The organism is Campylobacter jejuni (assembly GCF_049221745.1).
GTDB classification, from domain to species: Bacteria; Campylobacterota; Campylobacteria; order Campylobacterales; family Campylobacteraceae; genus Campylobacter_D; species Campylobacter_D jejuni_E.
Genome location: NZ_JBMJAO010000005.1, coordinates 1 through 24,960, shown reverse-complemented (window position 1 = coordinate 24,960; position 24,960 = coordinate 1). Strand labels below are relative to the sequence as shown.

The following is a 24,960-nucleotide window of genomic DNA, read 5'->3' as shown; positions in this document are numbered from 1 at the left end:
AATTTTCTCCTTTCATGAAATAAAAAGGCTATAATTTTAGCAAAAATTATTAAAATTTTTACTTAATTTTTAGTAATTTTTAAGTAATTAATCTAAAAATTCAGGCTCGATAAAAGGTACATGAGTACCTATAACTTTGAGTTTTCTCTCTTTAAATTCTTTAAGTAGTTTTTCCCTTGTTTGTATAGCCTCATTTTGATCTATATCAAATTTTATAGCGATTTTAGGTTTTGAGATTTGTATATCATAAAGATGAAGTAAATCTCCCCAAAAGACTATTTTATCATCAATTATTATAGCATTTTGTCCTGGGGTGTGTCCATAAGCAGGTATGGCTTTAATGCCTGAATTTTGAAAAATCAAATCTTTAGAGTGGTTAATAAATTCTATATTTTTAAGTTTAAGCAAGGTGTTTTTAATTTCTTGTCTATCGCTTTTGATCCAAAAATCATATTCTTTTTTATCGATTAAAATTTGAGCTTTTGGAAAAAGATTTTCTTCGCTCATTAAAGCACCTATATGATCAGGGTGTGCGTGTGTTAAGATAATATGAGTGATATCTTTGAAATCGGTTTTGTAGATATGCAATTTTTCTTTTAATACGTCAATAGTATCTAAAAACCCTGTGTCTATTAAAGCATTAAAATTTGGATTTTTTATCAGAGCAATATTATGCTCATTTCTTTTAATTTTTGTGCGAGTTTTTTCTATAAAATTCTTATCTTCATCGCTTTGTGGCACTAAAAAAGAAAATAATAAATTTAAAAATTTATCATCAGATTGTTTAAGAGAGATTATATGGGTTTGATTTGAATTTTTGCTTGTGGTTTTTTCTTCTAAAAAATAAAGATTGGTTTTTAAAAGAGTGGTTATAAAATTAAACATATTTATCCTTAAATTTTTTAGATAATATTTTAGAAATGATTATAGTATAATAAAAACAATGTTTTTAAAATTTAAGGTAATTAATCAATGAGAAAATCAAAATTTGGAACAAAGGAAATTAAGATCTTAGGACTTTCTTCACTAGGAGGAACTTTAGAATTTTATGATTTTATTATTTTGGTCTTTTTTGCTAAATATATAGCTAATGTATTTTTCCTAAAGATATGAGTGAATTTTGGAAATAGCTTTAGGTGGTCTTTTATGGGTTATTTTGTGGATAAATTTGGTTTATTTAAAATTTGTATTTTCTTTATCTTTAACTTTTGTATTTTTTCTTTTTTTATATTTTTATGCTTTATATGAGCTTAAAAATTTGGTTTTGATGTGTATTTTGTATTCGATTGTTTGTTTTTTAGGTGGGATTAATGTGTTTGCACCTATTTTAATGAGTGAAGTTTTTAGAGCTAAAATAAGATTTTTAGGAATTTCTTTTTCTTATAATATTGCTTATGCAATTTCAGGCGGTATTACTCCGCAACTCGTTTTTTGGCTTAATACACTCGCGAGTAAAAATGAAAATCTATTTTTTATGGTATGAGTATATATATTTTTTAGTATTATTGGCTATTTGTACTGTTTTTATGGTAAAAGATAAAATAAAATTTGATAATCACTCTTAAAATGTTATAATTAAAATTATATTTTGGAGTTTATAAATGCCTTTTATTATAGAATTGCTTAAGCAAAATAAATTAAAATTGATTTCTTTTTTACTTTTTTCTTTTGTTACAAGTGTAGTTGGAGTTTTAACTCTTGTTTTTATTAATAATTATTTACTTAAAAATGTACAAAATATTCCTATTTTTTATTTTATTATTTTACTTTTGATATTTTTTATAAGTTCTACTATGGTCGAACTTGGACTTAGTGTTTTTGGGCAAAATTTTATATTTAAAATGCAAAGACGCGTGGTAAAACAAATTTTAGATACTCCTTTGTTAAGGGTGGCTAAGGTAGGTAAGGCAAAAATTTTAGCCTCTTTAGGAAGTGATGTAAGAAATATATCTTTTGGGCTTTTAAGATTGCCTGATTTTTTACAATCAAGTATATTAATTTTATGCACTAGTGTTTATTTGTGTTATCTTTCAGCACAAATTTTTGCTTTATGTGTAGTATGGATTATGGTTATTTTTATTACTAATAATTTTTTGATGATGAAAGTGTATCAGTATTTTCGTAAAGCAAGGGAAAATGATGATGCTTTACAAAACAATTACCAAAATATACTAGATGGACATAAAGAACTTTTAATCAATCGTGATAGAGCTAAGCTTTACTATGAAGATGAATTTGAAAATAATGCAAGATTAAAAAAGAAAAATAGTACTTTAGGTAATCTTTTTAACAATCTCTCAAATAATTGGACGAATGTAACTCTTTTGGCTTTAGTAGGAGTAGAGTTTTATTTATCTTTAAAATTTGGGTGGGCAAGTGTGGCTGATGCTACAACTATAGCTCTTTCTATTTTATTTTTACGAACCCCTTTAGTATCTATGATAGGGTCTTTCCCAACCTTACTTTTAGCAAAAATTGCTTTGGATAAGATTGCAAAATTAGAATTAGATGATTATATAGAAGGTTTTAAAAAGACGCACTATATCAGGGAATGGAAAAAAATTTCTTTTAAAAATACTCAATTTGCTTATGAAGAAAATTTTCATTTAGATCCTGTAAATATAGAACTTAAAAAAGGTGAATTAGTATTTTTAATAGGTAAAAATGGAAGTGGTAAATCCACATTTTGTATGCTTTTAACAGGACTTTTTAAGCCAAGTAAAGGTGAAATTTATCTTGATAATACGCTTATAGACGATAAAAATTTAGATGAGTATAGATCACTTATTTCTGCTGTTTTTAGCGATTTTCATCTTTTTACCAAAACTTTAAATAAAGAAAATTTTGCAAGTGAAGAAAAAATTGCTTTTTGGTTAGAATTTTTAGAACTTAAAGATAAAACAAGTATTGAGAATAACGAACTTACCTTAACTAAACTTTCTACAGGACAAAAAAAGCGTTTAGCCATGCTTATAGCTTTACTTGAAGAAAGGGATATTTTAGTACTTGATGAATGGGCAGCTGATCAAGATCCAGTTTTTAGAAGATTTTTTTATAAAAAACTTTTACCTTTACTGAAAGAGCAAGGTAAAACAATCTTTGCTATCACACATGATGATGCATATTTTGATAGTGCAGATAGAATCTTATTAGCACAAAATGGTAAGATTAGTGAGTTAAAAGGTGAAAATATTAAAGATTTAGCTAAAGATTTGGTAGAAAAATTTGATTAAAGCCCAAAAAGGGCTTATATTATTTTTCATAAAGCTTTTTTTCTATATCTATATAAAAATCAGCAATTTTACCATAAGCAACTTCCCAAGCTTTAAGAGTTGCTTCGTCTGGATTTAAAAGATTTTTGATAGCTTTTAAAAGACAAGTTCCAACTATAGGATAATGTTCTTCTTTTACTCCTAAATTAACATGAGTTATAGCAACTTTATCAACAAAACTTCTCATATTTTCTAAATTTTCTATATTTTTAGCCGCCATTAAAATTGCCATAGCTAAAGCTTTTGGTTGTTCTCCTGAAGCTTGTTTTTCCATATTAAACATAGGTTTTACTTCAGGATAATCATTAAACATTATTTTATAAAATTCTTTGGTTAAATCCTCTCCATTTTTTTGCAAAATAGGCACACAATCTTTAATAATTTGAATTTGTTCTTTTGTCATAATTTCTCCTTTTTTAATATAAATTAAGATATTTTATATTTTAAAAAGGAGAAAAAAATTGATTTATGTTAAAATTTTATATTTTAGATAATTAAAAAGTTTTATATTTTTCATAGAAGTCATTGTAATTACAATATAATTTTTAAGACTTTTTTGAATCCTTATATCGGGTTTTGACTTATATTTAAGCTTTAATAATACTAAATTTATTAAAATTTTATAGTATTAAATATCAAATCCATTTTTTTGCAAAATAGGCACACAATCTTTAATAATTTGAATTTGTTCTTTTGTCATAATTTCTCCTTTTTTAATATAAATTAAGATATTTTATATTTTAAAAAGGAGAAAAAAATTGATTTATGTTAAAATTTTATATTTTAGATAATTAAAAAGTTTTATATTTTTCATAGAAGTCATTGTAATTACAATATAATTTTTAAGACTTTTTTGAATCCTTATATCGGGTTTTGACTTATATTTAAGCTTTAATAATACTAAATTTATTAAAATTTTATAGTATTAAATATCAAATTTTATGATTAAAATATAAATTTTTATCCCCCATATAGGCTTGTAAGTTGAGTTTTTTTGTTTTATAATTTTGTGCGTTATTAAAAAAAAGGTTTTTTATGTTGAGATTTTTAATTTTTGCAATGTTGTTGTTTGTGAATTTAGAAGCAAAAACCCCAAAAGATATGCTTATTATAGCGGTTGAAAATGAAATCACAAGGATAAATCCTGCTTATAGTGAGGATCATGATGCGGTGATTAATCTTGTATTTTCAGGACTTACGCGTTTTGATGAAAATATGAGCTTAAAGCCTGATTTGGCTAAATCTTGGAATGTAAGCAAAGACGGGCTTGTTTATGATATTTTTTTAAGAGATGATGTTTTATGGCATGATGGAGTGAGATTTAGTGCTGATGATGTGAAATTTAGTATAGAAGCCTTTAAAAATCCTAAAAACAATTCTTCTGTTTATGTTAATTTCGAAGATATTAAAAGTGTGGAAATTTTAAATCCTTCTCATGTAAAAATCACACTTTTTAAACCTTATCCTGCATTTTTAGATGCTTTAAGCATAGGAATGCTTCCTAAACATTTGCTTGAAAATGAGAATTTAAGCACAAGTTCTTTTAATCAAAATCCTATAGGCACAGGTCCTTATAAATTTTTAAAATGGAAAAAAGGTGAATATGTTGAATTTAAAGCCAATGAACATTTTTATCTTGATAAGGTAAAAACTCCAAGACTTATTATAAAACACATTTTTGATCCTTCTATAGCTAGTACTGAGCTTAAAAATGGTAAGATAGATGCAGCTTTAATCGATGTTTCTTTTCTAAATATTTTTAAAAATGATAAAAATTTTGAAATTTTGCGTGAAAAATCGGCTGATTATCGGGCTTTAATGTTTAATTTTGATAATGAATTTTTAAAAGATTTAAAGGTAAGACAAGCCTTAAATTACGCAGTTGATAAAGAAAGTATAGTAAAAAATCTTTTACATGATTATGCTTTTGTAGCCAATCACCCTTTAGAGCGCTCTTGGGTAAATTCTAAGAATTTTAAAATTTACAAATATGATCCTAAAAAAGCCAAGGACTTGCTTGTGAGTGCAGGTTTTAAGAAAAATAAAGATGGAAATTTTGAAAAAGATGGAAAATTTTTAGAATTTGAAATTTGGGCGATGAGCAATGATCCTTTAAGGGTAAGTTTAGCTGGAATTTTGCAAAGTGAATTTAGAAAAATAGGAGTTGTAAGCAAGGTGGTGGCTAAACCTGCTGGAAGTTTTGATTATTCTAAAGTAGATAGCTTTTTAATAGGCTGGGGAAGTCCTTTAGACCCTGATTTTCATACTTTTAGAGTATTTGAAAGTTCGCAAGATAGTGCTTTAAATGGTGAAGGCTGGAATTTTGGACATTATCATGATAAAAAAGTGGATATAGCCTTGCAAAAAGCAAGAAATACTTCAAATTTGGAAGAAAGAAGAAAATATTATAAAGATTTTATAGATGCTTTGTATGAAAACCCTCCTTTTATTTTTTTAGCCTATCTTGATTTTGCTTTAGTTTATAATAAAGATTTAAAAGGTATCAAAGCAAGGATTTTAGGTCATCATGGAGTGGGTTTTACTTGGAATGTTTATGAGTGGAGTAAATAGTGCTAAAACGCTTTGTTTTTAGTATTGTCGTAGCATTTTTTAGCACTTTTTTATGTTTTGTTTTACTTCATTTTAGCAAAGGTAGCATTGCTTATGCCAATGGAGTTAATTCACAAAGTAAAGAATTTGTTCAAAGAATAGAACAAAATTTAGGGCTTGATAAGCCTTTGCTAGAGCAGTATAAAATTTGGCTTTTTAAGGCTTTAAAAGGAGATTTAGGAGTTTCTTTTTTAAGTGGAGAAAGTGTTTTAAAGCTTATAAAAGAAAGAATTTTTAATACTTTGATTTTGGGTTTTAGTGCCTTAATGCTTTTATTTTTGCTTAGTGTTTTTTTGGCACTTTTAGGATATTATTATAAAGAAAGTTTTATAGATAAAATCATTACTTTTTTAGCTTTTAATTTTTTTGCTTTACCTCCTTTTGTTTTGGCTTTATTGTTTGTTTTGATTTTTGGAATTTTTTGGAAAATTTTGCCTGTTATGGGAAGTAGTAATATAGGCTTTGAAGATGATTTTTTCAATCGTTTGGAACATTTGATTTTACCTATTTTAGTACTTGTTTTATCGCATTTAGCACTGTTTTTAAGGATTGCTAGAAATTTTATCAATGAAAGTTTTTCTCAAATTTTTATTCAAAATTTATATGCTAGGGCTTTAAGAGAGAAAGATATTTATTTTTTAGTTTTGAAATATTCCTTAAGTCCTATTGTGGCTTATTTTGGTGGGAGTGCTTTAAGTTTTATGATGGGGACTTATGTGGTAGAAAGTGTTTTTGCTTATGAGGGACTTGGGTCTTTACTTTTTAAAAGTATTATTTTTAAAGATTATCCTGTTGTACTTGCGCTTATATTTTTTAGTGTTTTGCTTGCAGCATTTTTTACATTTTTAAGTGATATTATAGCTAGGATTTTAAATCCTAGATTAAGAAGGCTTGATTTTGTTTAAATTTCTTATTATTCTTACACCTTTAATTTTTTTGTTTTTATGTGCCTTGTTTGCACCTTTCTTAGCACCTTTTGATATTTTAAGCACTCATTTAGAAAATTTGCATCAAGCTCCTAATTTTACTTATATCTTGGGGACTGATTTTTTGGGCAGGGATTTGTTTTCTCGTTTGCTTTTTGCTTTGAGAAATTCTTTGATTATAGGTGTCGGTGGATCTTTATTGTCTATTATCTTTGCCTTTTGTTATTTGTTTTTGGCACGATGTTTTTTTTATGTCTTTTGGATGCGTATTTTAGAGTTTTTTTTAGCCCTGCCTGCTTTTTTACTTATGATGTTTTTTCAAAGCATGATAACTTCTGATGTGTTTTTGATGATCTTTTTAATCGCTTTAATTCATTGGTGTTTTATAGCAAGAATTGTAGAAAGTGAATTAAAAAGACTTGAAAATTTAGATTTTTACAAAGCAAATATAGTACTTGGAAGAACTAAATTTAGAGCTTTTTTTAAAGATTTAATACCTGCTTTAAAAACACTTATTTTTACACTTTTTATATTTAATATCGTTCATGCTATAGCTACAGAGGCAACTTTAAGTTTTTTTGGACTAGGTTTAGGATTTGAAATTCCAACTTTAGGTGCTCTTTTGAGTGAGTCTTCAAAAGCAGTTTTTATAGGTGCTTGGTGGATGATACTTTTTCCACTTTTAAGTTTGCTTTTGTTGTTTTTACCTCTTTTATGGTTGGGTAATTTTTTACAAAAAATTTGGGGTATAAGATCTTGAAGGTAAGAAATTTAAATTTGAGCCTAAAAAATAATATATTACTTAAGGATATTAATTTAGATATAAAAACAGGCAAAACTTTGATGATACTAGGACAAAGCGGAGTGGGAAAAAGTTTGCTGGGAAAAACTTTAGTAAGGCTTTTAGATTCTAATTTCACAATAAGCTTTGATGAATTAAGTTTTCATAATTCTTGTATTTTTAATTTTAACAAAGAAGAACTTAGAGATTTTCGTTCTAAGGTGGCACTTGTTTTGCAAGATGCAGAGCTTAGTCTTTATCCTTATTTGGATATTGGAAATTTATGTCATCTTGTTTTAAAAACTCATACAAAATTAAAACAAAAAGAAAGAAAAGATTATGCTTTTTTTTATCTTCAAAAATTAGGATTTGAAGACCTTGATAGGTTATGGCATTCTTATGCTAATGAATTAAGTTTGGGTATGGCAAGAAGGGTGAGTCTAGCTTTGGCATTATTAAATCAACCCCAAATTTTAATTTGTGATGAAATCACAGCTTCTTTAGATGAAGAAAATGCTTTTAAAATTATATCGATTTTACAAGAATTAAAAAATACTACAGCCTTAGTTTGCATCACTCATGATTTAAATTTGGTAAATTCTTTAGCAGATGAAATTCTTGTGATAGAAAAAAATGGTTCAAATTTATATAGCTTAAATGAGTTTTTGAGGTTGTATAATGCTTAAAGTTTGTAATTTAAGTAAGTTTTATGAGTTTAAAAAGCATTGGTATTTAAAAAAAGAAAAATATATTATTTTTGATAATGTCAATTTTTTTTTGAAAAACAATGAAAATTTAATGATTTTGGGTAAAAGTGGTGCAGGCAAAAGCACATTAGCTAGAATTCTTTGTTTTTTAGAAGATCCAAGTGAAGGTGAGGTATGGTATGAAAATCTTAACTTACACAAGCTTGATAAAAACAAACAAAGACTTTTAAGAAAGCAAATTCAGTATTGCTTTCAAGATCAAAAAATGGCTTTAAACCCTTATAAAAAAATCAAAAATCTTATACAAGATGGTTTGGAAAATTTTAATTTACAAAAGAATGATGAATTGATTTTAGAATTTTTTGATTTTTTTAGTCTAAAAAAACAAATTTTAGAACAAAAACCCTATGAGTTAAGCGGAGGAGAAGCCACGCGTGTAGGTCTTATCCGTGCTTTGGTTTTAAATCCTAAATTATTGATTTTAGATGAAATTACTTCAGCGCTTGATATTAAAACGTCTAAAGAAATTTTAACTTTTTTATATGACTATCAGCAAAAAAATAATATTTCTTATTTATTTATAACTCATCAAAGTGATCTTTTTTATAAATTTAATCATAAAAAATTAAAACTTTAAAAAATATTTTTTAATATAAGTTTCAATATAGAAAGTTTAGAGTAAAATAAAGAAAAGTGTAAATTTAATTTTTGTTGTGGAGTGATTAAAGTGCTTTAAAAAAGGAGAATAAATGTCTCATATAGATGCTTCGCATCCTTATTTTGGTATTTTTTTAATGCTAGTACTTGCTAGTGTTATTTTTTTTGGACTGGTTTTTTTAGCTTCAAAAATCGGTAATAATTTTGCCACAAAAAATCGCAAAAAATTAGGACTTGGAATTTATGAATGTGGTCCTATTCCTGTTAAACAAGCTAACAAGATTAACTCTCAATTTTTCATCATTGCTTTGATTTTTATACTTTTGGATATAGAAGTTGTGTTTTTATTTCCTTGGGCTTTGATTTTTAAAGATTTGGGTTGGTTTGGACTTTTAGAAGTTTTTGTTTTTATTGTACTTTTAGGAGTTGGATTTTTATATGCTTATAAAAAAGGAGCGTTTGCATGGCAGAGCATCAAGTAAATTATGCAAGTGGTTTGCCTGTAGTTTTAACTAGTGTTGATAAACTAGTTCAATGGGGCAGGAGTAATTCTTTATGGGCTTTATCTTATGGACTTGCCTGTTGTGCGATTGAGATGATGGCGGCTGGGGGTTCAAGATATGATTTTGATAGATTTGGAACGATTTTTAGAGCTTCGCCACGCCATAGTGAAGTGATGATTATCGCAGGAACTTTATCTAAAAAACATGCTGAATTTACAAGAAGACTTTATGATCAAATGCCTGATCCTAAATGGGTGATTTCTATGGGAAGTTGTGCCAATACAGGTGGTATGTTTAATACTTATTCTACTGTTCAAGGAGTTGATAGAATCATACCTGTAGATATTTATGTGCCAGGTTGTGCCCCGCGTCCAGAAAGTTTTCAGTTTGCTTTGATGATTTTGCAAAAAAAGATTCGCAAAGAAAAAGCAAGTCGCAAGATCGCGCCTAAAAGGTTGGTATAATGAGAAAGTATAGCGATAAAAAAAATGCTCAAACTCAAAATTACTACAAAGATAGATTTTATCACGCACCGTACACTGTAAAATCTGATATTAATGAAAGTGTTTTTAAAGATGATTTTGAAGTTTTAAAAACTCAAGTAGAAATTTTAAATTCCTTTGTAGAGCTTGATTTTTGGGTAATAGAAATCAAAAAAGAAGACAATGTTAAAACCTTACAAATGCTTAAAACTTTAAGGTATTTAAGTTTTACAGAGGCAAGTGCTATTGATTTTATGGCAAGTAAAAATGGTTTTGAAGTATTCTATCAGCTTTTAAATTTAGAAAAAAAATTAAGAGTGAGAATAAAAACTTTTGTAGGTGTAAAAGAGCGTTTGCAAAGCGTGGCTCATATTTTTAAAGGAGCAAATTGGAGTGAGAGAGAAATTTATGATATGTTTGGAATTTTCATCATAAATCATCCTAATTTAAAACGCATTTTAATGCCCGATGATTGGTTTGGGCATCCGCTTTTAAAAACTTATCCTTTAAAGGGCGATGAGTTTGCAAGATGGTATGAGATTGATAAAATTTTTGGTAAAGAATACCGTGAAGTAGTGGGCGAAGAACAAAGAGATTCTGGTTTTGTTGATGATAAAGATACGCTAAATTTTGCAAGACTTTATCATGAAGTACCAAAAGGCGGTCAAAAGAAGGAAATTTCCTTTAAACAAGAATATCAAGAAGATGAAGGTGTGACTTTTGTAAAAAAAGTAAAACGTGATGAAGCAAAAATTTTAGAGAAAAGGCGTTAAAATGCAAATTCCTAGCAAGTTAAAACCTTATTATGAAAATATAGTTTTTGAGCAAGAAGACTCAAAAATGATTATCAACTTAGGCCCTCAACACCCTTCAGCGCATGGAAATTTACGCCTTGTTTTAGAACTTGATGGAGAGCAAGTTGTAAAAGCACGTCCTTGTATAGGTTATATGCATCGTGGTATGGAAAAAATGGCTGAAAATATGATTTATCAAGAATTTATTCCTACTACTGATAGAATGGACTATATCGCCGCTTCAGCGAATAATTATGCTTATTGTGCAGCGGTTGAAAAGCTTTGTGGTTTAGAAATTCCACGCCGTGCAGCAGTGATACGCATGATACTTTTAGAATTAAACCGTATCGCATCGCATTTACTTTGGCTTGCCACTCATGCGCTTGATATTGGTGCGATGAGTGTGTTTTTGTATTGTTTTAGAGAACGCGAGTATGTTTTGGATTTGATAGAAAAATATTGTGGGGCAAGACTTACACATTCTTCTATGAGAATAGGTGGGGTTATGCTTGATTTACCTGAGAATTATTTGGAAGAAATGCTTGCATTTTGCGATAAATTTCCAAATGATTTAAAGGATTATGAAGATCTTTTAGATGATAATAGAATTTGGCGTTTAAGAACTGAAAATGTAGGTGTAGTCACTAAAGAACAAGTCTTAAATTGGGGTTGTACGGGTGTGATGTTAAGAGGAAGCGGTATAAAATACGATATACGCAAAGAAGAGCCTTATTTGCTTTATAATGAAGTCGAATTTGGTGTGCCTTATGCTACGCAAGGGGATTCTTATGCAAGATATAAAGTTTATATGCAAGAATTTCGTGAAAGTTTGAAAATCCTTAGACAATGTGTCACACTTTATAAAGACACTCCGCCTGAAATTTTAGCTACGCATCCTGAGTATGTAAGTGCTTCAAAGGAACAAATTTTAACGCAGAATTATTCTTTAATGCAGCATTTTGTTTTAATCACTCAAGGTTTAAAACCTCCTAAAGGTGAAGTTTATGTGCCAACTGAAAGCCCAAAAGGTGAGCTTGGCTTTTTTATCCATAGTGATGGTACAGGAAGACCTTATCGTTTAAAGGCTAGAACGCCTAGTTATTGGCATTGTGCGTTTTTTGAAGAAATGCTTGTAGGTGCTTATCTAGCTGATGTGGTGGCAATCATGGGTAATGTAAATATAGTTTTAGGTGAGATAGATCGATGAGAAGAGTAGATTTAAGAAAAAGTAAAGATCTTTTTGAAGATTTAGCACAAATTATAAAAGAAGCAAAACAAGGCGAGGTTTTAGCGGTGCTTTTTGAAATCGGCGATTTTTCTCCTGTTGAAAAAAGTTTTTCTTTTGTAAAAGAACAAGGCTGTGAGCTTTTAAATTCTTTGAAATTTAATCAAGTGGATTGGACTATTGTTATAAAAAAGGAGAGAGTATGATTTATGATAATGCTCTTTGTTTTTTAGATATGCCAAGCCTTAAAAACAAAAATTTATGTGAAAAAATAGGTGTAAATAGTATTAATATTTCTTGTTTGGAAGATAAAAATTTAAAAGCTAAATTTTACAAATGCGAAATTGCAAGTTTGAGTTTTGTTTTAGCCTTACTTTGTAAATTAAGCGATGAAGGACAATTTTGCGATTTAGATGAGGGATATTTAAGTGCTGAATCTTGCTTTGGAGAGGAAGAAGCAGGCGAAGTGCTTGCTTTTTTAAAAGAGGCTAAGCATTTAATCATAGATAAAAATATCCATTCTTACAAAGATAGCGAAAATATCAAATATTTTTTGAATTTCTTAAGCGTAAAATATGAATTAAAGATTTTAGATAGCGATGAAGAAGAATGCGATTTTAAAAAGGCAGAATTAAACACCCTAAAAGAACTAGATAATTATGATGGCTTAGTGCTTTTTAGAGTAAATTTGCAAGATAAAAATTTACATTGTTCAAGGCAATTTTTACAAATTGCAAAATGTAAAGATCAACGTGAAGTTGAAATTTTGGCTAAAGATTTTAGTCTTAAAACCAAGCTTTGTTTAGATGAAAATTTACAAGGCACCATAGCTTTTTTAAATTATGAAAACAATGGTTTTGATTTTACTCCAATTCGCATAAAGGAAGCAAAATGACAGTTAGGATTAATGGTATAGATTGCGCCTTTGAAGAAGGCGAATATATTTTAAATATAGCAAGAAGAAATGATATTTTTATCCCAGCGATTTGCTATCTTTCAGGCTGTAGTCCTACTTTGGCTTGTCGTATGTGCATGGTTGAAGTTGATGGTAAAAAGGTATATTCTTGCAATACTAAAGCAAAAGATGGCATGGTTGTAGAAAGTGATTTGCAAAATCTTTGGGATGAAAGAAATGAGATCATGCAAGCTTATTGTATCAATCATCCTTTAGAATGTGGAGTTTGTGATAAATCAGGCGAGTGTGAATTGCAAAATTTCACTCATAAAAGCCGTGTAAATGTTCAAAAACATTGGATTAAAGACACGCATAAACCGTATAAACATTGGGGAATGATTAATTACGATCCCGCACTTTGCATAGTATGTGAGCGTTGTATTACAGTTTGTAAGGATAAAATTGGCGAAAGTGCTTTAAAGACTGTTCCTCGTGGTGGCGATAGTGTGGATAATAGCTTTAAAGAGAGCATGGGAAAAGATGCTTATACGATTTGGACTAAATTTCAAAAAAGTTTGATAGGCCCTACAGATGGCGATGCGCTTGATTGTTCATTTTGTGGAGAATGCACAAGTGTGTGCCCAACAGGGGCTTTAATAGGTTCGAAATTTCAATACACTTCAAATATTTGGGAACTTAAAAGAATCCCAGCTTCAAATCCGCATTCAAGCGATTGTGAGCTTATGTATTATGATATTAAGCAAAGCGGCATTAGCAATCAAAAAGAAAAAATTTATCGTGTGAGTAATGATTTTGCTTTTGCGAGTTTAAATAAGGCTGCAAGATTTGCTTTTGATACGCAAAATGAGGCGGATAAAGACGAAAAAGCCTTTAAAGAACTTGTGGAACTTTTTGAGAAAAATGAAATTAAAAATATTAAATTTAATAGTTTTATTACCAATGAAGAAGCTTTGATTTTGCAAAATTTAAAAAAGGAATTTAATCTTTCTTTGATCAATGAAGAAGCTTTGAAATTTAAAGAATTTTTACAAGAATTTATCGCTAATTCTGGTGAGTTTTATAGTGCTAATACTCAAGATATAACAAAAAGTGATTTTTTAGTTGTAGCTGGAACGCTTTTAAGATATGATGCTCCAACGCTTAGCTATAAAATCAATAATGCTTTAGTGATGAATAAAGGCTCAGGGCTTTATTTTCATCCTATGGAAGATATGGGTATAGCAAAATATTCTAAAAATTTTATCTCATACACCCATAAAAGTGGAGATGAAGAACAAATTTTATACTTTTTACTTCAAAAATTTAGCCAAGATGAAAACATTAAAACAAATTTAGCAGAGTTTTTTGTAAGTGACAATAAAGAAATAGAAGAAAGTATTAATGAAGAAGTTGTAGAACAAATCATAGAAAAAGATGAAGAAGGTAATGAAATCCAAAAAGAAGTAAAAAAAGTCGTAACTAAAAAAGTGAAAAAGACTATAGAGGTAAAACGTTCTATTTTTGCCAAAAATTTAGGTATAGATGAGGATAAATTAGAGGATTTATTGCTCAAAAAAACAAGTTTTACTTTTGTTGTGGGAAGTGATTTTTATTTTCATAAAAAAGCTAAAAAATTAGCTAAATTGCTTGCTTTAATCCAAAGTACAACACCTTTTAAAGTCTTTTTAAATCCTACGCATACAAATACCTTGGGAGTAGCAATGATTTGTGATTTAGATAAAAACACACAAGAAGGCAAGACTTTAGGCTACAATGAAAAGGGTGATTTTAGTTTTTCTTATGAGGAACATGCGAATTTGGCTAGTGCGAGTTTAAATCAGCAAGAAGGTACTTTTTTAAACTATGATAAAAGAGTGGTACCAACTAATGCTGCTTTAGAATTTAATGGATATTTTTTAAATGATTTGGCTAATGCTTTAGGTTTTGATGAAGAATATACTATAAATTATACTAAGAGACTCCCTATAAATAAAGGTTTTTCTCCAATTGATTTTGATCATTTAGACAATTTTTATACCAATGGCGGTGAATGTAAAAGGGGGTATGAGCTTAATTTAGAATGCTTTAAACAAGAAGCTAAAAAAGAATTTGTCTTTCCAAGTTTGGAAAATTTAAGTTTAAAAGAAGATGAAATTTTGCTTTATAGTGCTAATCCTAGCTATCAATTTGGTAGATTTTCAAATCGTGCTAGTGCGATTAATGAGGTGATTTTTTTAGGTGTGAGTGAAAATTTAGCTAAAGAGAAAAATTTAAAAGATAAAGATCTTGTAAAACTTAAAATAAAAGATAAAGAATTAAGCCTTAGCGTGCGTGTGGATAAGGATATAAAAAATGGAGCTTTCTTGCCGTATTTTGATGAAAAACTTGATACGCTAAGCTTTTTTGATGAAAGATTTGTTGTGGCAAATTTAGAAAAATTAGGAGCAAACCATGAGTGATTTTGCTTTTTTTGCTTTAGAGGCTTTAATTAAATGTATTATTATCATTGCGATATTTGCGAGTTTAGCAGGTTTTGCAACTTATGCTGAAAGAAAGGTTTTAGCTTATTTTCAAAGACGCATAGGGCCTGATATGGTAGGACCTTTTGGGCTTATTCAGTTAGTAGCTGATATGATAAAACTTTTTACTAAAGAAGATATAATCCCTTCAAATTCACAAAAATTTATTTTTGCCATAGCACCTTTGATTTCTGCTATTTGTGCTTTTGTTGCTTTAGCGGCTATTCCAATGCTACCGGAATTTACTTTGTTTGGAAGGGTAATTCAGCCCATAGTGGCAGATATCAATGTGACTTTGCTTTTTGTCATCGGTACTTCAGGACTTTGTTTTTATGCAGTGTTTTTAGGTGGTCTTGCAAGTAATAATAAATGGTCGATTTTAGGTGCTGCAAGAGGGCTTGTAGCAATTATTTCTTATGAGAGTGTAGGAGCTTTAGCTTTAATTGCCATTGTGATGCTTGTAGGTTCTTTTTCTTTAGTGGATATTAACAATTATCAAAGCGATGGATTTTTTTCTTGGCTCATTTTTAAGCAACCTTTAGCTTTTGTGCTTTTTGTGATTGCTTTATTTATAGAAACCAATAGAACCCCGCTTTGTTTAACTGAAAATGACGCTGAAATTGTAGCGGGTTATGGAACAGAGTATTCAGGTTTAAGATGGGGTATGTTTTTTATAGGCGAATACACTTCTATGATAGCTGGAGCTATTTTAGTAACTCTTTTGTTTTTAGGGGGTTTTAATAGCTTTTGGATTATTCCTGGTTGGATTATGATGATAGTAAAATCAAGTTTTATTTTCTTTTGGTATTTTTGGGCAAGAGCAGCTTTTCCTCAACTGCGTCCTGATCAAGTGATGAAAATGTGCTATTTGATCTTAATCCCTTTAGCCGTTTTTAATCTTTTAATTACTGCTTTGGCAGTTCTTTTATAGGAGTTTGATATGAAAAATTATTATTTAGTGGATGAAAAAAGAAAAACTCCTATTAGCACTTGGGAGAAAATTTTACAAGCTTTGCGTAGAAGCGTTAAACTAGAGCTTTTTGTGGGGCTTTTTGTGATGATGAGAGAATTACTTAAGAGAAATAATAGTGCTACGATTAAATATCCTTTTGAAAAGGTAAAGCTTGACAATCGTTACCGTGCTGTTCATCGTTTGATGCGTTTTATAGAAAGCGAAAATGAAAGATGTATAGGTTGTGGGCTTTGCGAAAAAATTTGCATCAGTAATTGTATCAGAATGGAAACTTCTTTAGATGAAAATGGGCGTAAGAAAGTAGGAAATTATAGTATTAATTTAGGGCGTTGTATTTATTGCGGTTTTTGTGCTGAAGTTTGTCCTGAACTTGCTATAGTACATGGAACAGAGTATGAAAATGCAGCCGAGCAAAGGTCTTATTTTGGCTATAAGCAAGATTTTTTAACTCCTATTGATAAGCTTAAAAATCAAGTTGAATTTGAAGGAGCAGGAAGTCTTAGAAAGGATGCAAATTTGTGGGTTAAAAAAACGCCAAATTATTATGATGTGATGCAAGAAAGAGCCTTAGAAAATCAAAATACACAAGAGCAAGGAGAAAACAAATGATAGAAAATTTGGCTTTTGTATTTTTTAGTGTAGTGGTTTTAGGCTTTTTTGCTATTGCGGTTTTAAGTAAAAATATGCTTTATTCTCTTTCAGCTTTAGCAGGTGGAATGGTGTTTTTATCGGGATTTTATTTTTTACTTGATGCAGAGTTTTTAGGCGTGATACAAATCATCGTTTATAGTGGAGCTGTGCTTGGACTTTATAGTTTTGCGATGATGTTTTTTGATGCTTCTAAAGAATTTAAAGAACAACTTAAAGCTAAAAAAAGTTTTTTTACTTTGATAATTTTAAGTGCTGTTTTACTTTTGGCTATGCTTATAGGTTTTAAATACCAAAATATCAGCACGGATTTGCCTTTAAATGATCCTACTTTGTTTGATTTTAATAAACAACTGGCTTTAGCGATTTTTTCAAAATATCTTTTAGCTTTTGAGTTTATAGCTATTTTGCTTTTGATTGCTTTAGTTTGTGCTATCACTCTTACTCATAAAGAGCTTACAAAGGAAAAACAATGATAGAAAAGTATTTTTTTGTTGCTATTTTAATGTTTGTCATAGGGCTTGTAGGGATTTTAAAAAGACAAAATCTCATTATGCTTTTTATTTCGAGTGAAATTTTATTAAATAGTGCCAATTTAGCCCTAGTAGTAGCTTCTAAAATGCACAATGATTTAAATGGACAGGTTTTTGCGCTTTTTATCATGGGTGTAGCGGCTTGTGAAGTGGCTGTTGGTGTAGCTTTGTGTGTGCTTTGGTATAGAAGAAAAGGCACCTTGGAATTAAAAAGCTTAAAAGAAGTGGAGGCTTAGTATGCAAAATTTAGCTTTGATTTCTCTTTTTAGTCCTTTTATAGCTTTTTTGTTTGCAAGTTGTTTTGCTTTGAGTGAGAAAAAACAATTTGTAGGGATAATTTGTTCACTTCTAATAGCTTTAAGTGCTTTTTGTTCTTTGTATTTGCTTTTTTGCAATGAAGCTTTTAATGTGAGTTTGTTTGAATGGTTTGCTGGAGTAAATTTTGGCTTTGATATAGATGCCATTTCGCTTACTATGATGAGTGTTGTAGGTATTGTAGCTACTTGTGTGCATTTTTATAGTATTTTTTATATGGCTCATGATGAAGGTTTTAATAAATTTTTTGCTTATTTGGGACTTTTTGTCTTTTCTATGCTTTTTTTAGTTATGAGTGATAATTTCTTAGGACTTTTCGTAGGTTGGGAAGGCGTTGGGCTTTGCTCTTGGTTGCTCATAGGTTTTTGGTATAAAAATAATACTTATTCTTTTGCGGCTAATGAAGCTTTTATTATGAATCGTATTGCGGATTTGGGTATGCTTTTAGGAATTTTTTGGCTTTATTTACAAGCAGGAACTTTAAAATATGATGAAGTTTTTTTCATGGCACAAAGCCTAGATCACAACGCTTTGATCTTAATTGCAACTTGTTTATTTATAGGGGCTATGGGAAAATCTGCACAATTTCCTTTTCACACTTGGCTTGCTGATGCTATGGCAGGGCCAACTCCTGTTTCTGCATTAATCCATGCAGCAACCATGGTAACAGCGGGGGTTTATTTGGTAATTCGTGCGAGCACGCTTTATGATTTAGTTCCTGAAGTTTCTTATATTATCGCCTTACTTGGAGCTTTTGTAGCGATTTTTGCAGCCTCTATGGCTTTGGTGGCTAAGGATTTAAAACGCATTATTGCTTACTCTACTTTATCGCAACTTGGATATATGTTTGTGGCTGCAGGACTTGGGGCTTATGGTATAGCTTTATTTCACTTAGCTACACATGCTTTTTTTAAATCTTTACTTTTTTTAGGTGCTGGAAATGTAATGCATGCTATGAATGATAAATTAGACATTAAAAAAATGGGTGGACTTTTTAAACCTTTAAAATTTACAGCTATTTTGATGTGTATAGGATCTTTAGCTTTAGCAGGAATTTATCCTTTCGCAGGATTTTTCTCTAAAGATTTGATTTTGGGATATTCTTTCATTTCTTTTCACCATGGTATTTTTTTAGTGCTTTTAATCGCAGCTTTTTTAACCGCATTTTATAGCTTTAGACTTTTAATGTTGGTATTTTTTACCCCTGTAAGACACAATGAACATCCATATGAAGCAAGTAAAATCGCACTTTTTGCTATGAGTCCTTTGATGGTTTTAGCTATTATTGCAGGATTTTTTGAACATAGTTTTTTTGAATATTTAAGCACAAAATTAGTTTTTATTGATGCACAAAATCAAATCGTAATGATTTGTGCGAGTGTAGCAGCTATTTTGGGTATAATTTTGGCTATTTTTGCTTATAAAAATTCTTGGTTTAAAGAAAGTATTGAAGAAAATAAAATTCACAAACTTTTAGGTAATGATTATTTCATTCCTAGATTCTATCATCAATTTATCGTTTCAAAATATGAAAGCTTATGTACGATTTTAAAACATTGTGATCTTTACATTTTTGATAGAATAGTTGAAAAAATTGCTTTGTATTCTCAAAATATTTCACAAAAAATGATTATGCCAAATAGCTTAAACTTAATGCTTAGATTTTTGGTGGCAGCTTTTGTGATTTTGTTGATTTTGGTATGGATGGTGTAAAATGCTAAATTATTTGATATTTTTTCCTTTAGTTTCTGCTTTTGTGGTTTTGCTTTTAAATCGTGGAGGTGTTAAGGTTTTTAGCGTTGTTGTAAGTTTTATGATTTTGGCTTTAAATTTGGATATTTTTGCGGATTTTTTACAAGGAGCAAGTTTTGATTATAATCTTTCTTTTAAAATTTTTAAATTTTTTAGTTTTCATATAGGGATAGATAGCATAGCACTTATATTGATGCTTTTAAGTTCTTTGATGATATTTTTAAGCTTTTTATTTTTAAAGCTGGAACAAAAGGCACTTGTATCTTGTATATTCTTTTTAGAATTTGCTATTATGGGACTTTTTAGCGCAAAAGATGGTTTGTTATTTTATGTTTTTTGGGAATTTTCTCTTTTGCCTTTGCTTTATATTATGGGAGTTTATGGTAAAGATTTTAGAGCAGGGGTGAAATTTTTTATCTATGCTTTTGCGGGTTCAATTTTAATGCTTGTAGCATTGATTTATCAAGCTTATTTGAATTATCAACTTTTAAATATCTTCACTTTTGACTTGGAAATTTGGAAAAATAATGCCTCTGCAGTAAATTTTACAGAGCAACTTTTACTTTTTGGAGCTTTTTTTATCGCTTTTGCTATTAAAGCACCCCTTTTTCCATTTCACACTTGGGCACCTAAGGTTTATGCAAATTCACCTGTACTTGTTTCTGTAATGCTTGTAGTTTTTAAAATGGCTCCTTTTGGATTTTTACTTTTTTGTTTACCACTTTTTCCGGATGCAAGTGTGTATTTTATGCCTTTAATTATAGCTTTGTGTATAGTGAGTATCGTTTATAATGCTTTAATTGCTTATAAGGCAGATAATATTAAAGAATTGATTGCCTATAGTTCTATTTCACATCTTGGTGTAATGATTTTGGGAATTTTTTCTTTAAATGCTTTGGGTATTAGTGGTGCGGTTTTTTATATGTTTGCACATGGTATGGTTACAGGAGCTTTGTTTTTAATGGTTGAGCTTTTATACCAAAGATATCACACTTATGATATCGCTTTTTATCATTCTTTAGCTAAAAAGGCGCCTTTATTTTCAATTTTCTTTATGTTGATTTTACTTGCAAGTGTTTCTTTGCCTTTAACTGTTTCTTTTGTTGGAGAATTTTTAGTTCTTTTAGGTATAGCAAAGATTAATTTATTTTATGCTTTGTTAGCAGGTTTGGTGATTATTTTAGGGGCGATTTATATGTTCGCAGTATTTAGAAAAATATTTTTCATGCAAAAACAAAGCTTTATAGAGAGTTTTTCTTTACGCTTTAGAGAAATAGTAGCGCTTGTGTGTATTGTAGTAATGATTTTTGGACTAGGGCTTATGCCAAATACACTTTTAAAACCGATACAAAAAGATGTGGATAATCTTATAAAAATAATGAATATTAGAGCTGTTGAGCAAAATACTTTAGATTTTTTATCCAAAATAGGAGAGGCAAATGTTAAATAATTTTTTAAATTTAGAACTTTTAAATATAAGCTTATCTTATCCATTTTTATTTTTAATTACAACTGCAATAGTTCTTTTGCTTTGCTCTGGTTTTTGGAAATTTCATCGTTCGTTTTATATCGGTATAAGTTCTTTGTCTTTAATTGTAAGTGCTTTTTTGATTTTAAATAATGCAAATACCCAAGGTTTAGAAGCAAAAGCTTTTTTGGCTACTTTAAATAATGATATTGTTTCATTTTATGCTTCTTTGGTGATTTTGTGTTTTTCATTTTTATATCTTTTTATGCAAAAAGAAGAAAATCAAGGTGAATTTTATGCTTTATTTTTATTTATGATTGCATCTTTGCTTTTGATGGTTTCAAGCTCAAATTTAGTACTCATTTTTATAGGACTTGAAAGTTCTTCTTTAGCACTTTATACTTTAATAGCAATGCGTGGAAGTGATAATGCTATTTCAAGTGCGATAAAATACTTTAGTGTAGCGGCTGTAGGAGCTGGGTTTTTTGTTATGGCTGTAGCTTTTATTTATTTAAAAACAGGAACTTTAGATTTATCTGCTAATTTAGCGTTAAAAAATGAGTTTCAAAAAGATCCCATGCTTTTGGGTGCTGGAGTGATGATTTTTGTTCTTTGTGCAATCAAGCTTTCTTTGGCACCTTTTCATTTTTGGCTTAAAGACGTGTATTATGCAGCACATACAAATTTGGTTGCTTTTATTTCAGTTGTGCCAAAAGTTGCCATGTTGGTTGTGGTTATTCGTTTGTTTGATTTTTTAAATAATACAGGTTTTGAATATATCATAATAGTTCTAGTAATTTTTTCTATGCTTATAGGCGCTTTTGCGGCTCTAAGTCAAAACAATATCAAAAAAATGTTTGCTTATAGTTCTGTAGTACATTCTTCTTTGGTTTTGGTAGCTTGCATTCCTTTATTAAAAGAACAAAATTTTGATGGAATTTTGCTTGCTATTTTTGGATATTGGACTTTATTTGCTTTTGCAAATTATGCTGTATTTATGATTTTAAGCAATTATGAGAATAATTCTTATGAGAGTTTAAATGGGCTTTTGGTTAAAAAACCTTTAATTGCTTTTTGTTTGAGCATTAGTGTGCTTTCTTTAGCAGGTATCCCGCCTTTTGGAGTATTTTGGGGTAAATTTATGATTTTAAATACGGCAATTTTAAATGGATATTGGTATTTGGCACTTTTTGTGGCTTTATCTTCTGTTATTATGCTTTATGCGTATTTAAAAATTTTAATTCACGCTTTATTCATGAAAAATGATAAGGTTTGTAATATTAAGTTTAGTTTTATGCAAAATTTTATTTTAGCTTTTTGTGTTTGTGTAAGCACTTTTGCTATATTGTTAATGTTATAAGAGTTTTGCTATAATTATTTTATGAGAATATTATTTTTAATTTTATTAAGTTTTTTAAATGCTTTTGCTTTTGAGCTTGTTTTAAACACGGGTCGCGAAAATAATCAAGCTTTTGCAGTTTTGCATGCAAGTAATGATTTAGAATTTACATGTCAAAAATTTATTACCGAAGCAAAAGTTCATTTTGAATGTGATATTGCAGGTATGGTTGATAATAAATTAAAAGATCAGAGTTTTTCTGCTTTTGATTTAAAATTTATACAAGAAGCTCAAAAAATTAAAATGATCATTTTGCCAAAAATGCAAGCAAGAATGTTTGACACTTCTCAAAATATTTATATAGATAAAGAGCTTAGTTCATCAAGTTCGTATAAAAGCAAGGCTTTTACTTTTATTTTTGCACCAGAGCTAGCACCTATTAAAGACTATGATGGACTTGATTTTAATATCAATTTTCCACATGAGAGCTTGCCTTATGTTGGAGCTTTAGATTTAAATTCTGATCCTGTTGTTATCCCTCAAAGTGCAGATATCAATACTTATTTACGCATCAAAAAAGAATACGATAAAGCTAATTATAATCAAGTGGTGATTGATGCACAAAATGCTATCAATAGATATCGTGGCAGTATTTTTACTAGTGAATTTATACTATATAAATTAAGAGCTCAAAATAAACTTTATACCCAAGATCCAAGTATGCGCGATCAACAAATTTTAGAAAAGATGATTGATGATGCTAAAAATTGGACGCGTACTTTTACAAGTGATAAAAATTTTTCAGAAGTTTTACATATAATGTTAAGAACTTATATCGCTTTAGCTCAGCGTGCTGATGTAGAGTATACAATGTCAATCTTAGACAATGAGCAACCAAATAGTTATTTTACTCAGTTATCAAAACTTGATTATGCAGACTATATTTATAATTTAAATGAAAAAGAAAAAGCTGTAAATATTTATGAAAATACTTATTTTAATACAAAAAATTTAGATTTAGCCGCAAGAGCAGCTATGAGTTTGGCAAAGAATTTGCTTTCAAATGAGCAAGTAAATAAAGCTATAGAGTATATTAATACCATTTTAAAAGCCAATCCTGAATATTTTGGAAAAGATATTCAAAGATCTTTAGAACTTGCTAAATTATTTAATCAAAAAGGACAATTTGATATAAGTGCAAGTATTTATGAAGATGCCTTTGCTAAAATGTCTAAACTTGATCCAAGTTATGAAGAAACTTTAAAAGATCTAGCCTTGGTTTTATCACATACTAACAGATCTAGCGATGCTAAAAAATACCTTGATTTGTATATGGATGATTATTTAGATGGTAAATATTTAGATGAAATTAAAAAAGCGAGTGATGAGGTATTCTTTGCTTTAGGCGATAATAATGCAAGCTTTTTACATCAGCGTTATACAGATTTAATGAAGCAATATGCAAATAAAGATGAGAATATTGCAAATAAAGCTTTAGATGAAGATGTTGCACTTTATTATAAAGAGGGAAATTTTAGTGCGATTTTAGCTTATAAAGATCTTATAGAAAGTAAAAAAATTCCAAATGCTACTCAATTTTTAGAGAAAGCAGCTATTAATGATTTAAAAAATGCGATAAAAGCTGATAATTGTATCAATGCTGCAAATATTTTTATGCGTTTTAGTACTTATGATATAGGTCAGAAAATTGAGAATAAAAAACAAATGTTAGCTTGTCTTATTAGAACTTCTAATGTTGAACAAGCACTTGATTATATAGATAAAAATTATAATGAAGATTCCATATTTTATGGTCTTCAAAAAGCATCTATTCTTTTTGACAATAAACAATATTCTCAGGTGATTAAAATTTCTAAAGATATAGCTAATTCTAGAATTTTAAAAAGCGATGATGAGAATTTTAAGGCTTATTATTTGCAATTTTTATCTTTATTGCGTTTAAATGACTATAATCAAGCCATTAAAATTTTGCAAATTTTAGAAAGTTTTCCAATGAATTTTAGTATGGTAGAAGCCTATGATGCTTTACTTTCTTATGCTAATGATCATAATATGCAAACAACTATTTTAACTTACGCACCTAAGGCCATTGACTATCAAAATTTTAAAGGTATAAATCTTTTTAGTCCTAATTTAGAATTTATGTATCTTGATGCTTTGGCTAAGGTTGATAAAAATGAAGAAAGTTTAGTTGTTTTAACAGATTTGCTTAAATTAAAACTTTCAGATGAGGATAGAGCAAGAGCTTTATATATCCAAGCCTTAACTTATGAAAGAATACAAAATGTACAAGCTGAAAAAGAAAGTTTAAAGCAATGTCTTGAAATCAAAGGTGTTTCAAATTGGCAGAATTTATGTAAGAGTAAAAATCAAATTTTAAATCAATAAGTAAATTTAGAGATAACTAGCTTTTTAGCTAGTTATCTAAGATTAAAACCTCTTCTTCTTAACATCTTCTAAGATATTATTAGCTATATCACTTACTGTACTAGAAATAATAGCTGATTCATTAGCAATTTCAACATTATCTTTAGTAGTTT

23 protein-coding genes and 4 pseudogenes are annotated in these 24,960 nt (G+C 29.1%); 23 read left to right on the top strand and 4 right to left on the bottom strand.

Translation table 11 applies throughout. The features are described 5' to 3' along the window. Positions 1-87: 87 nt before the first annotated feature. Entirely contained in the window at positions 88-885 is a 798-nt protein-coding gene (locus tag ACOTU8_RS04995; RefSeq protein ID WP_422342044.1) for an MBL fold metallo-hydrolase, read from the bottom strand. 87 nt (positions 886-972) lie between these two features. Between ACOTU8_RS04995 and ACOTU8_RS04990 the strand changes: the two are divergent. The 3 genes and pseudogenes from ACOTU8_RS04990 to ACOTU8_RS04980 form a co-directional block, all read left to right on the top strand. Then, positions 973-1,127, top strand: a pseudogene (locus ACOTU8_RS04990) (MFS transporter); the annotation flags it as partial. Continuing rightward, positions 1,118-1,565, top strand: a pseudogene (locus ACOTU8_RS04985) (MFS transporter); the annotation flags it as partial. The pseudogenes ACOTU8_RS04990 and ACOTU8_RS04985, both read left to right, overlap by 10 nt. 36 nt (positions 1,566-1,601) lie before the next feature. Beyond that, the gene (locus tag ACOTU8_RS04980; RefSeq protein ID WP_422342043.1) at positions 1,602-3,233 is read left to right on the top strand and encodes a multidrug ABC transporter permease/ATP-binding protein; all 1,632 of its coding nucleotides are present in this window, start codon (positions 1,602-1,604) and stop codon (positions 3,231-3,233) included. A gap of 19 nt (positions 3,234-3,252) precedes the next feature. On the opposite strand, the gene cgb is transcribed toward ACOTU8_RS04980, so the two are convergent. Together cgb and ACOTU8_RS04970 are read right to left on the bottom strand one after the other, a co-directional pair. Further along, the gene (gene cgb, locus ACOTU8_RS04975; RefSeq protein ID WP_422342042.1) at positions 3,253-3,675 is read right to left on the bottom strand and encodes a single-domain globin Cgb; all 423 of its coding nucleotides are present in this window, start codon (positions 3,673-3,675) and stop codon (positions 3,253-3,255) included. Between the two features lie 228 nt (positions 3,676-3,903). After that, positions 3,904-3,972 (bottom strand): annotated as a pseudogene (locus tag ACOTU8_RS04970) (globin); the annotation flags it as partial. A gap of 335 nt (positions 3,973-4,307) precedes the next feature. Between ACOTU8_RS04970 and ACOTU8_RS04965 the strand changes: the two are divergent. From ACOTU8_RS04965 to pflA, 20 genes are all read left to right on the top strand, one after another. After that, entirely contained in the window at positions 4,308-5,843 is a 1,536-nt protein-coding gene (locus ACOTU8_RS04965; protein WP_422342041.1) for an ABC transporter substrate-binding protein, read from the top strand. Further along, positions 5,843-6,787: an ABC transporter permease gene (locus tag ACOTU8_RS04960; RefSeq protein WP_422342040.1), complete on the top strand. Its 945-nt coding sequence runs from the start codon at positions 5,843-5,845 to the stop codon at positions 6,785-6,787. Before ACOTU8_RS04965 ends, ACOTU8_RS04960 begins: the two co-directional genes overlap by 1 nt. Beyond that, the gene (locus ACOTU8_RS04955) at positions 6,774-7,568 is read left to right on the top strand and encodes an ABC transporter permease (RefSeq protein WP_422342039.1); all 795 of its coding nucleotides are present in this window, start codon (positions 6,774-6,776) and stop codon (positions 7,566-7,568) included. Before ACOTU8_RS04960 ends, ACOTU8_RS04955 begins: the two co-directional genes overlap by 14 nt. After that, positions 7,565-8,275 carry an ATP-binding cassette domain-containing protein gene (locus ACOTU8_RS04950; RefSeq protein WP_422342038.1) on the top strand — a complete coding sequence of 237 codons (711 nt, stop codon included), beginning with the start codon at positions 7,565-7,567 and terminating at the stop codon, positions 8,273-8,275. The genes ACOTU8_RS04955 and ACOTU8_RS04950 overlap by 4 nt, the downstream gene beginning before the upstream one ends. Then, entirely contained in the window at positions 8,268-8,933 is a 666-nt protein-coding gene (locus ACOTU8_RS04945) for an ATP-binding cassette domain-containing protein (RefSeq protein ID WP_422342037.1), read from the top strand. Before ACOTU8_RS04950 ends, ACOTU8_RS04945 begins: the two co-directional genes overlap by 8 nt. Before the next feature lie 112 nt (positions 8,934-9,045). Continuing rightward, positions 9,046-9,435, top strand: coding sequence for an NAD(P)H-quinone oxidoreductase subunit 3 (gene nuoA, locus ACOTU8_RS04940; protein WP_070277942.1), 390 nt, complete (start codon positions 9,046-9,048; stop codon positions 9,433-9,435). Beyond that, positions 9,417-9,920: a NuoB/complex I 20 kDa subunit family protein gene (nuoB, locus tag ACOTU8_RS04935; RefSeq protein ID WP_422342036.1), complete on the top strand. Its 504-nt coding sequence runs from the start codon at positions 9,417-9,419 to the stop codon at positions 9,918-9,920. Before nuoA ends, nuoB begins: the two co-directional genes overlap by 19 nt. Next, positions 9,917-10,711, top strand: coding sequence for an NADH-quinone oxidoreductase subunit C (gene nuoC, locus ACOTU8_RS04930; protein ID WP_422342110.1), 795 nt, complete (start codon positions 9,917-9,919; stop codon positions 10,709-10,711). Before nuoB ends, nuoC begins: the two co-directional genes overlap by 4 nt. Position 10,712: 1 nt before the next feature. Continuing rightward, a complete protein-coding gene (nuoD, locus tag ACOTU8_RS04925) occupies positions 10,713-11,939 on the top strand; it encodes an NADH dehydrogenase (quinone) subunit D (RefSeq protein WP_422342035.1) in 1,227 nt (408 codons plus the stop codon). Next, positions 11,936-12,163: an NADH-ubiquinone oxidoreductase subunit E family protein gene (locus ACOTU8_RS04920; protein WP_422342034.1), complete on the top strand. Its 228-nt coding sequence runs from the start codon at positions 11,936-11,938 to the stop codon at positions 12,161-12,163. The genes nuoD and ACOTU8_RS04920 overlap by 4 nt, the downstream gene beginning before the upstream one ends. Next, entirely contained in the window at positions 12,160-12,852 is a 693-nt protein-coding gene (locus ACOTU8_RS04915; protein ID WP_422342033.1) for a hypothetical protein, read from the top strand. The genes ACOTU8_RS04920 and ACOTU8_RS04915 overlap by 4 nt, the downstream gene beginning before the upstream one ends. Continuing rightward, positions 12,849-15,311, top strand: a complete 2,463-nt coding sequence (gene nuoG / locus ACOTU8_RS04910; RefSeq protein ID WP_422342032.1) for an NADH-quinone oxidoreductase subunit G — start codon at positions 12,849-12,851, stop codon at positions 15,309-15,311. The genes ACOTU8_RS04915 and nuoG overlap by 4 nt, the downstream gene beginning before the upstream one ends. Continuing rightward, positions 15,304-16,302: an NADH-quinone oxidoreductase subunit NuoH gene (gene nuoH / locus ACOTU8_RS04905; RefSeq protein ID WP_422342031.1), complete on the top strand. Its 999-nt coding sequence runs from the start codon at positions 15,304-15,306 to the stop codon at positions 16,300-16,302. Before nuoG ends, nuoH begins: the two co-directional genes overlap by 8 nt. A gap of 9 nt (positions 16,303-16,311) precedes the next feature. Next, positions 16,312-16,953: an NADH-quinone oxidoreductase subunit NuoI gene (gene nuoI / locus ACOTU8_RS04900; protein ID WP_422342030.1), complete on the top strand. Its 642-nt coding sequence runs from the start codon at positions 16,312-16,314 to the stop codon at positions 16,951-16,953. Beyond that, a complete protein-coding gene (gene nuoJ, locus ACOTU8_RS04895; protein ID WP_422342029.1) occupies positions 16,950-17,468 on the top strand; it encodes an NADH-quinone oxidoreductase subunit J in 519 nt (172 codons plus the stop codon). Before nuoI ends, nuoJ begins: the two co-directional genes overlap by 4 nt. Continuing rightward, positions 17,465-17,761: an NADH-quinone oxidoreductase subunit NuoK gene (gene nuoK, locus ACOTU8_RS04890; protein ID WP_070298995.1), complete on the top strand. Its 297-nt coding sequence runs from the start codon at positions 17,465-17,467 to the stop codon at positions 17,759-17,761. Before nuoJ ends, nuoK begins: the two co-directional genes overlap by 4 nt. A 1-nt stretch (position 17,762) precedes the next feature. Continuing rightward, positions 17,763-19,553, top strand: a complete 1,791-nt coding sequence (nuoL, locus tag ACOTU8_RS04885; protein ID WP_422342028.1) for an NADH-quinone oxidoreductase subunit L — start codon at positions 17,763-17,765, stop codon at positions 19,551-19,553. A 1-nt stretch (position 19,554) separates the two neighbouring features. Next, the gene (nuoM, locus tag ACOTU8_RS04880) at positions 19,555-21,042 is read left to right on the top strand and encodes an NADH-quinone oxidoreductase subunit M (protein ID WP_422342027.1); all 1,488 of its coding nucleotides are present in this window, start codon (positions 19,555-19,557) and stop codon (positions 21,040-21,042) included. After that, positions 21,032-22,420, top strand: coding sequence for an NADH-quinone oxidoreductase subunit N (gene nuoN, locus ACOTU8_RS04875; RefSeq protein ID WP_422342026.1), 1,389 nt, complete (start codon positions 21,032-21,034; stop codon positions 22,418-22,420). The genes nuoM and nuoN overlap by 11 nt, the downstream gene beginning before the upstream one ends. 21 nt (positions 22,421-22,441) lie before the next feature. Then, a complete protein-coding gene (gene pflA / locus ACOTU8_RS04870; RefSeq protein WP_422342025.1) occupies positions 22,442-24,808 on the top strand; it encodes a DUF7494 domain-containing protein in 2,367 nt (788 codons plus the stop codon). 42 nt (positions 24,809-24,850) lie between these two features. Here pflA and ACOTU8_RS04865 read toward each other — a convergent pair. Beyond that, positions 24,851-24,960, bottom strand: a pseudogene (locus tag ACOTU8_RS04865) (methyl-accepting chemotaxis protein); the annotation flags it as partial.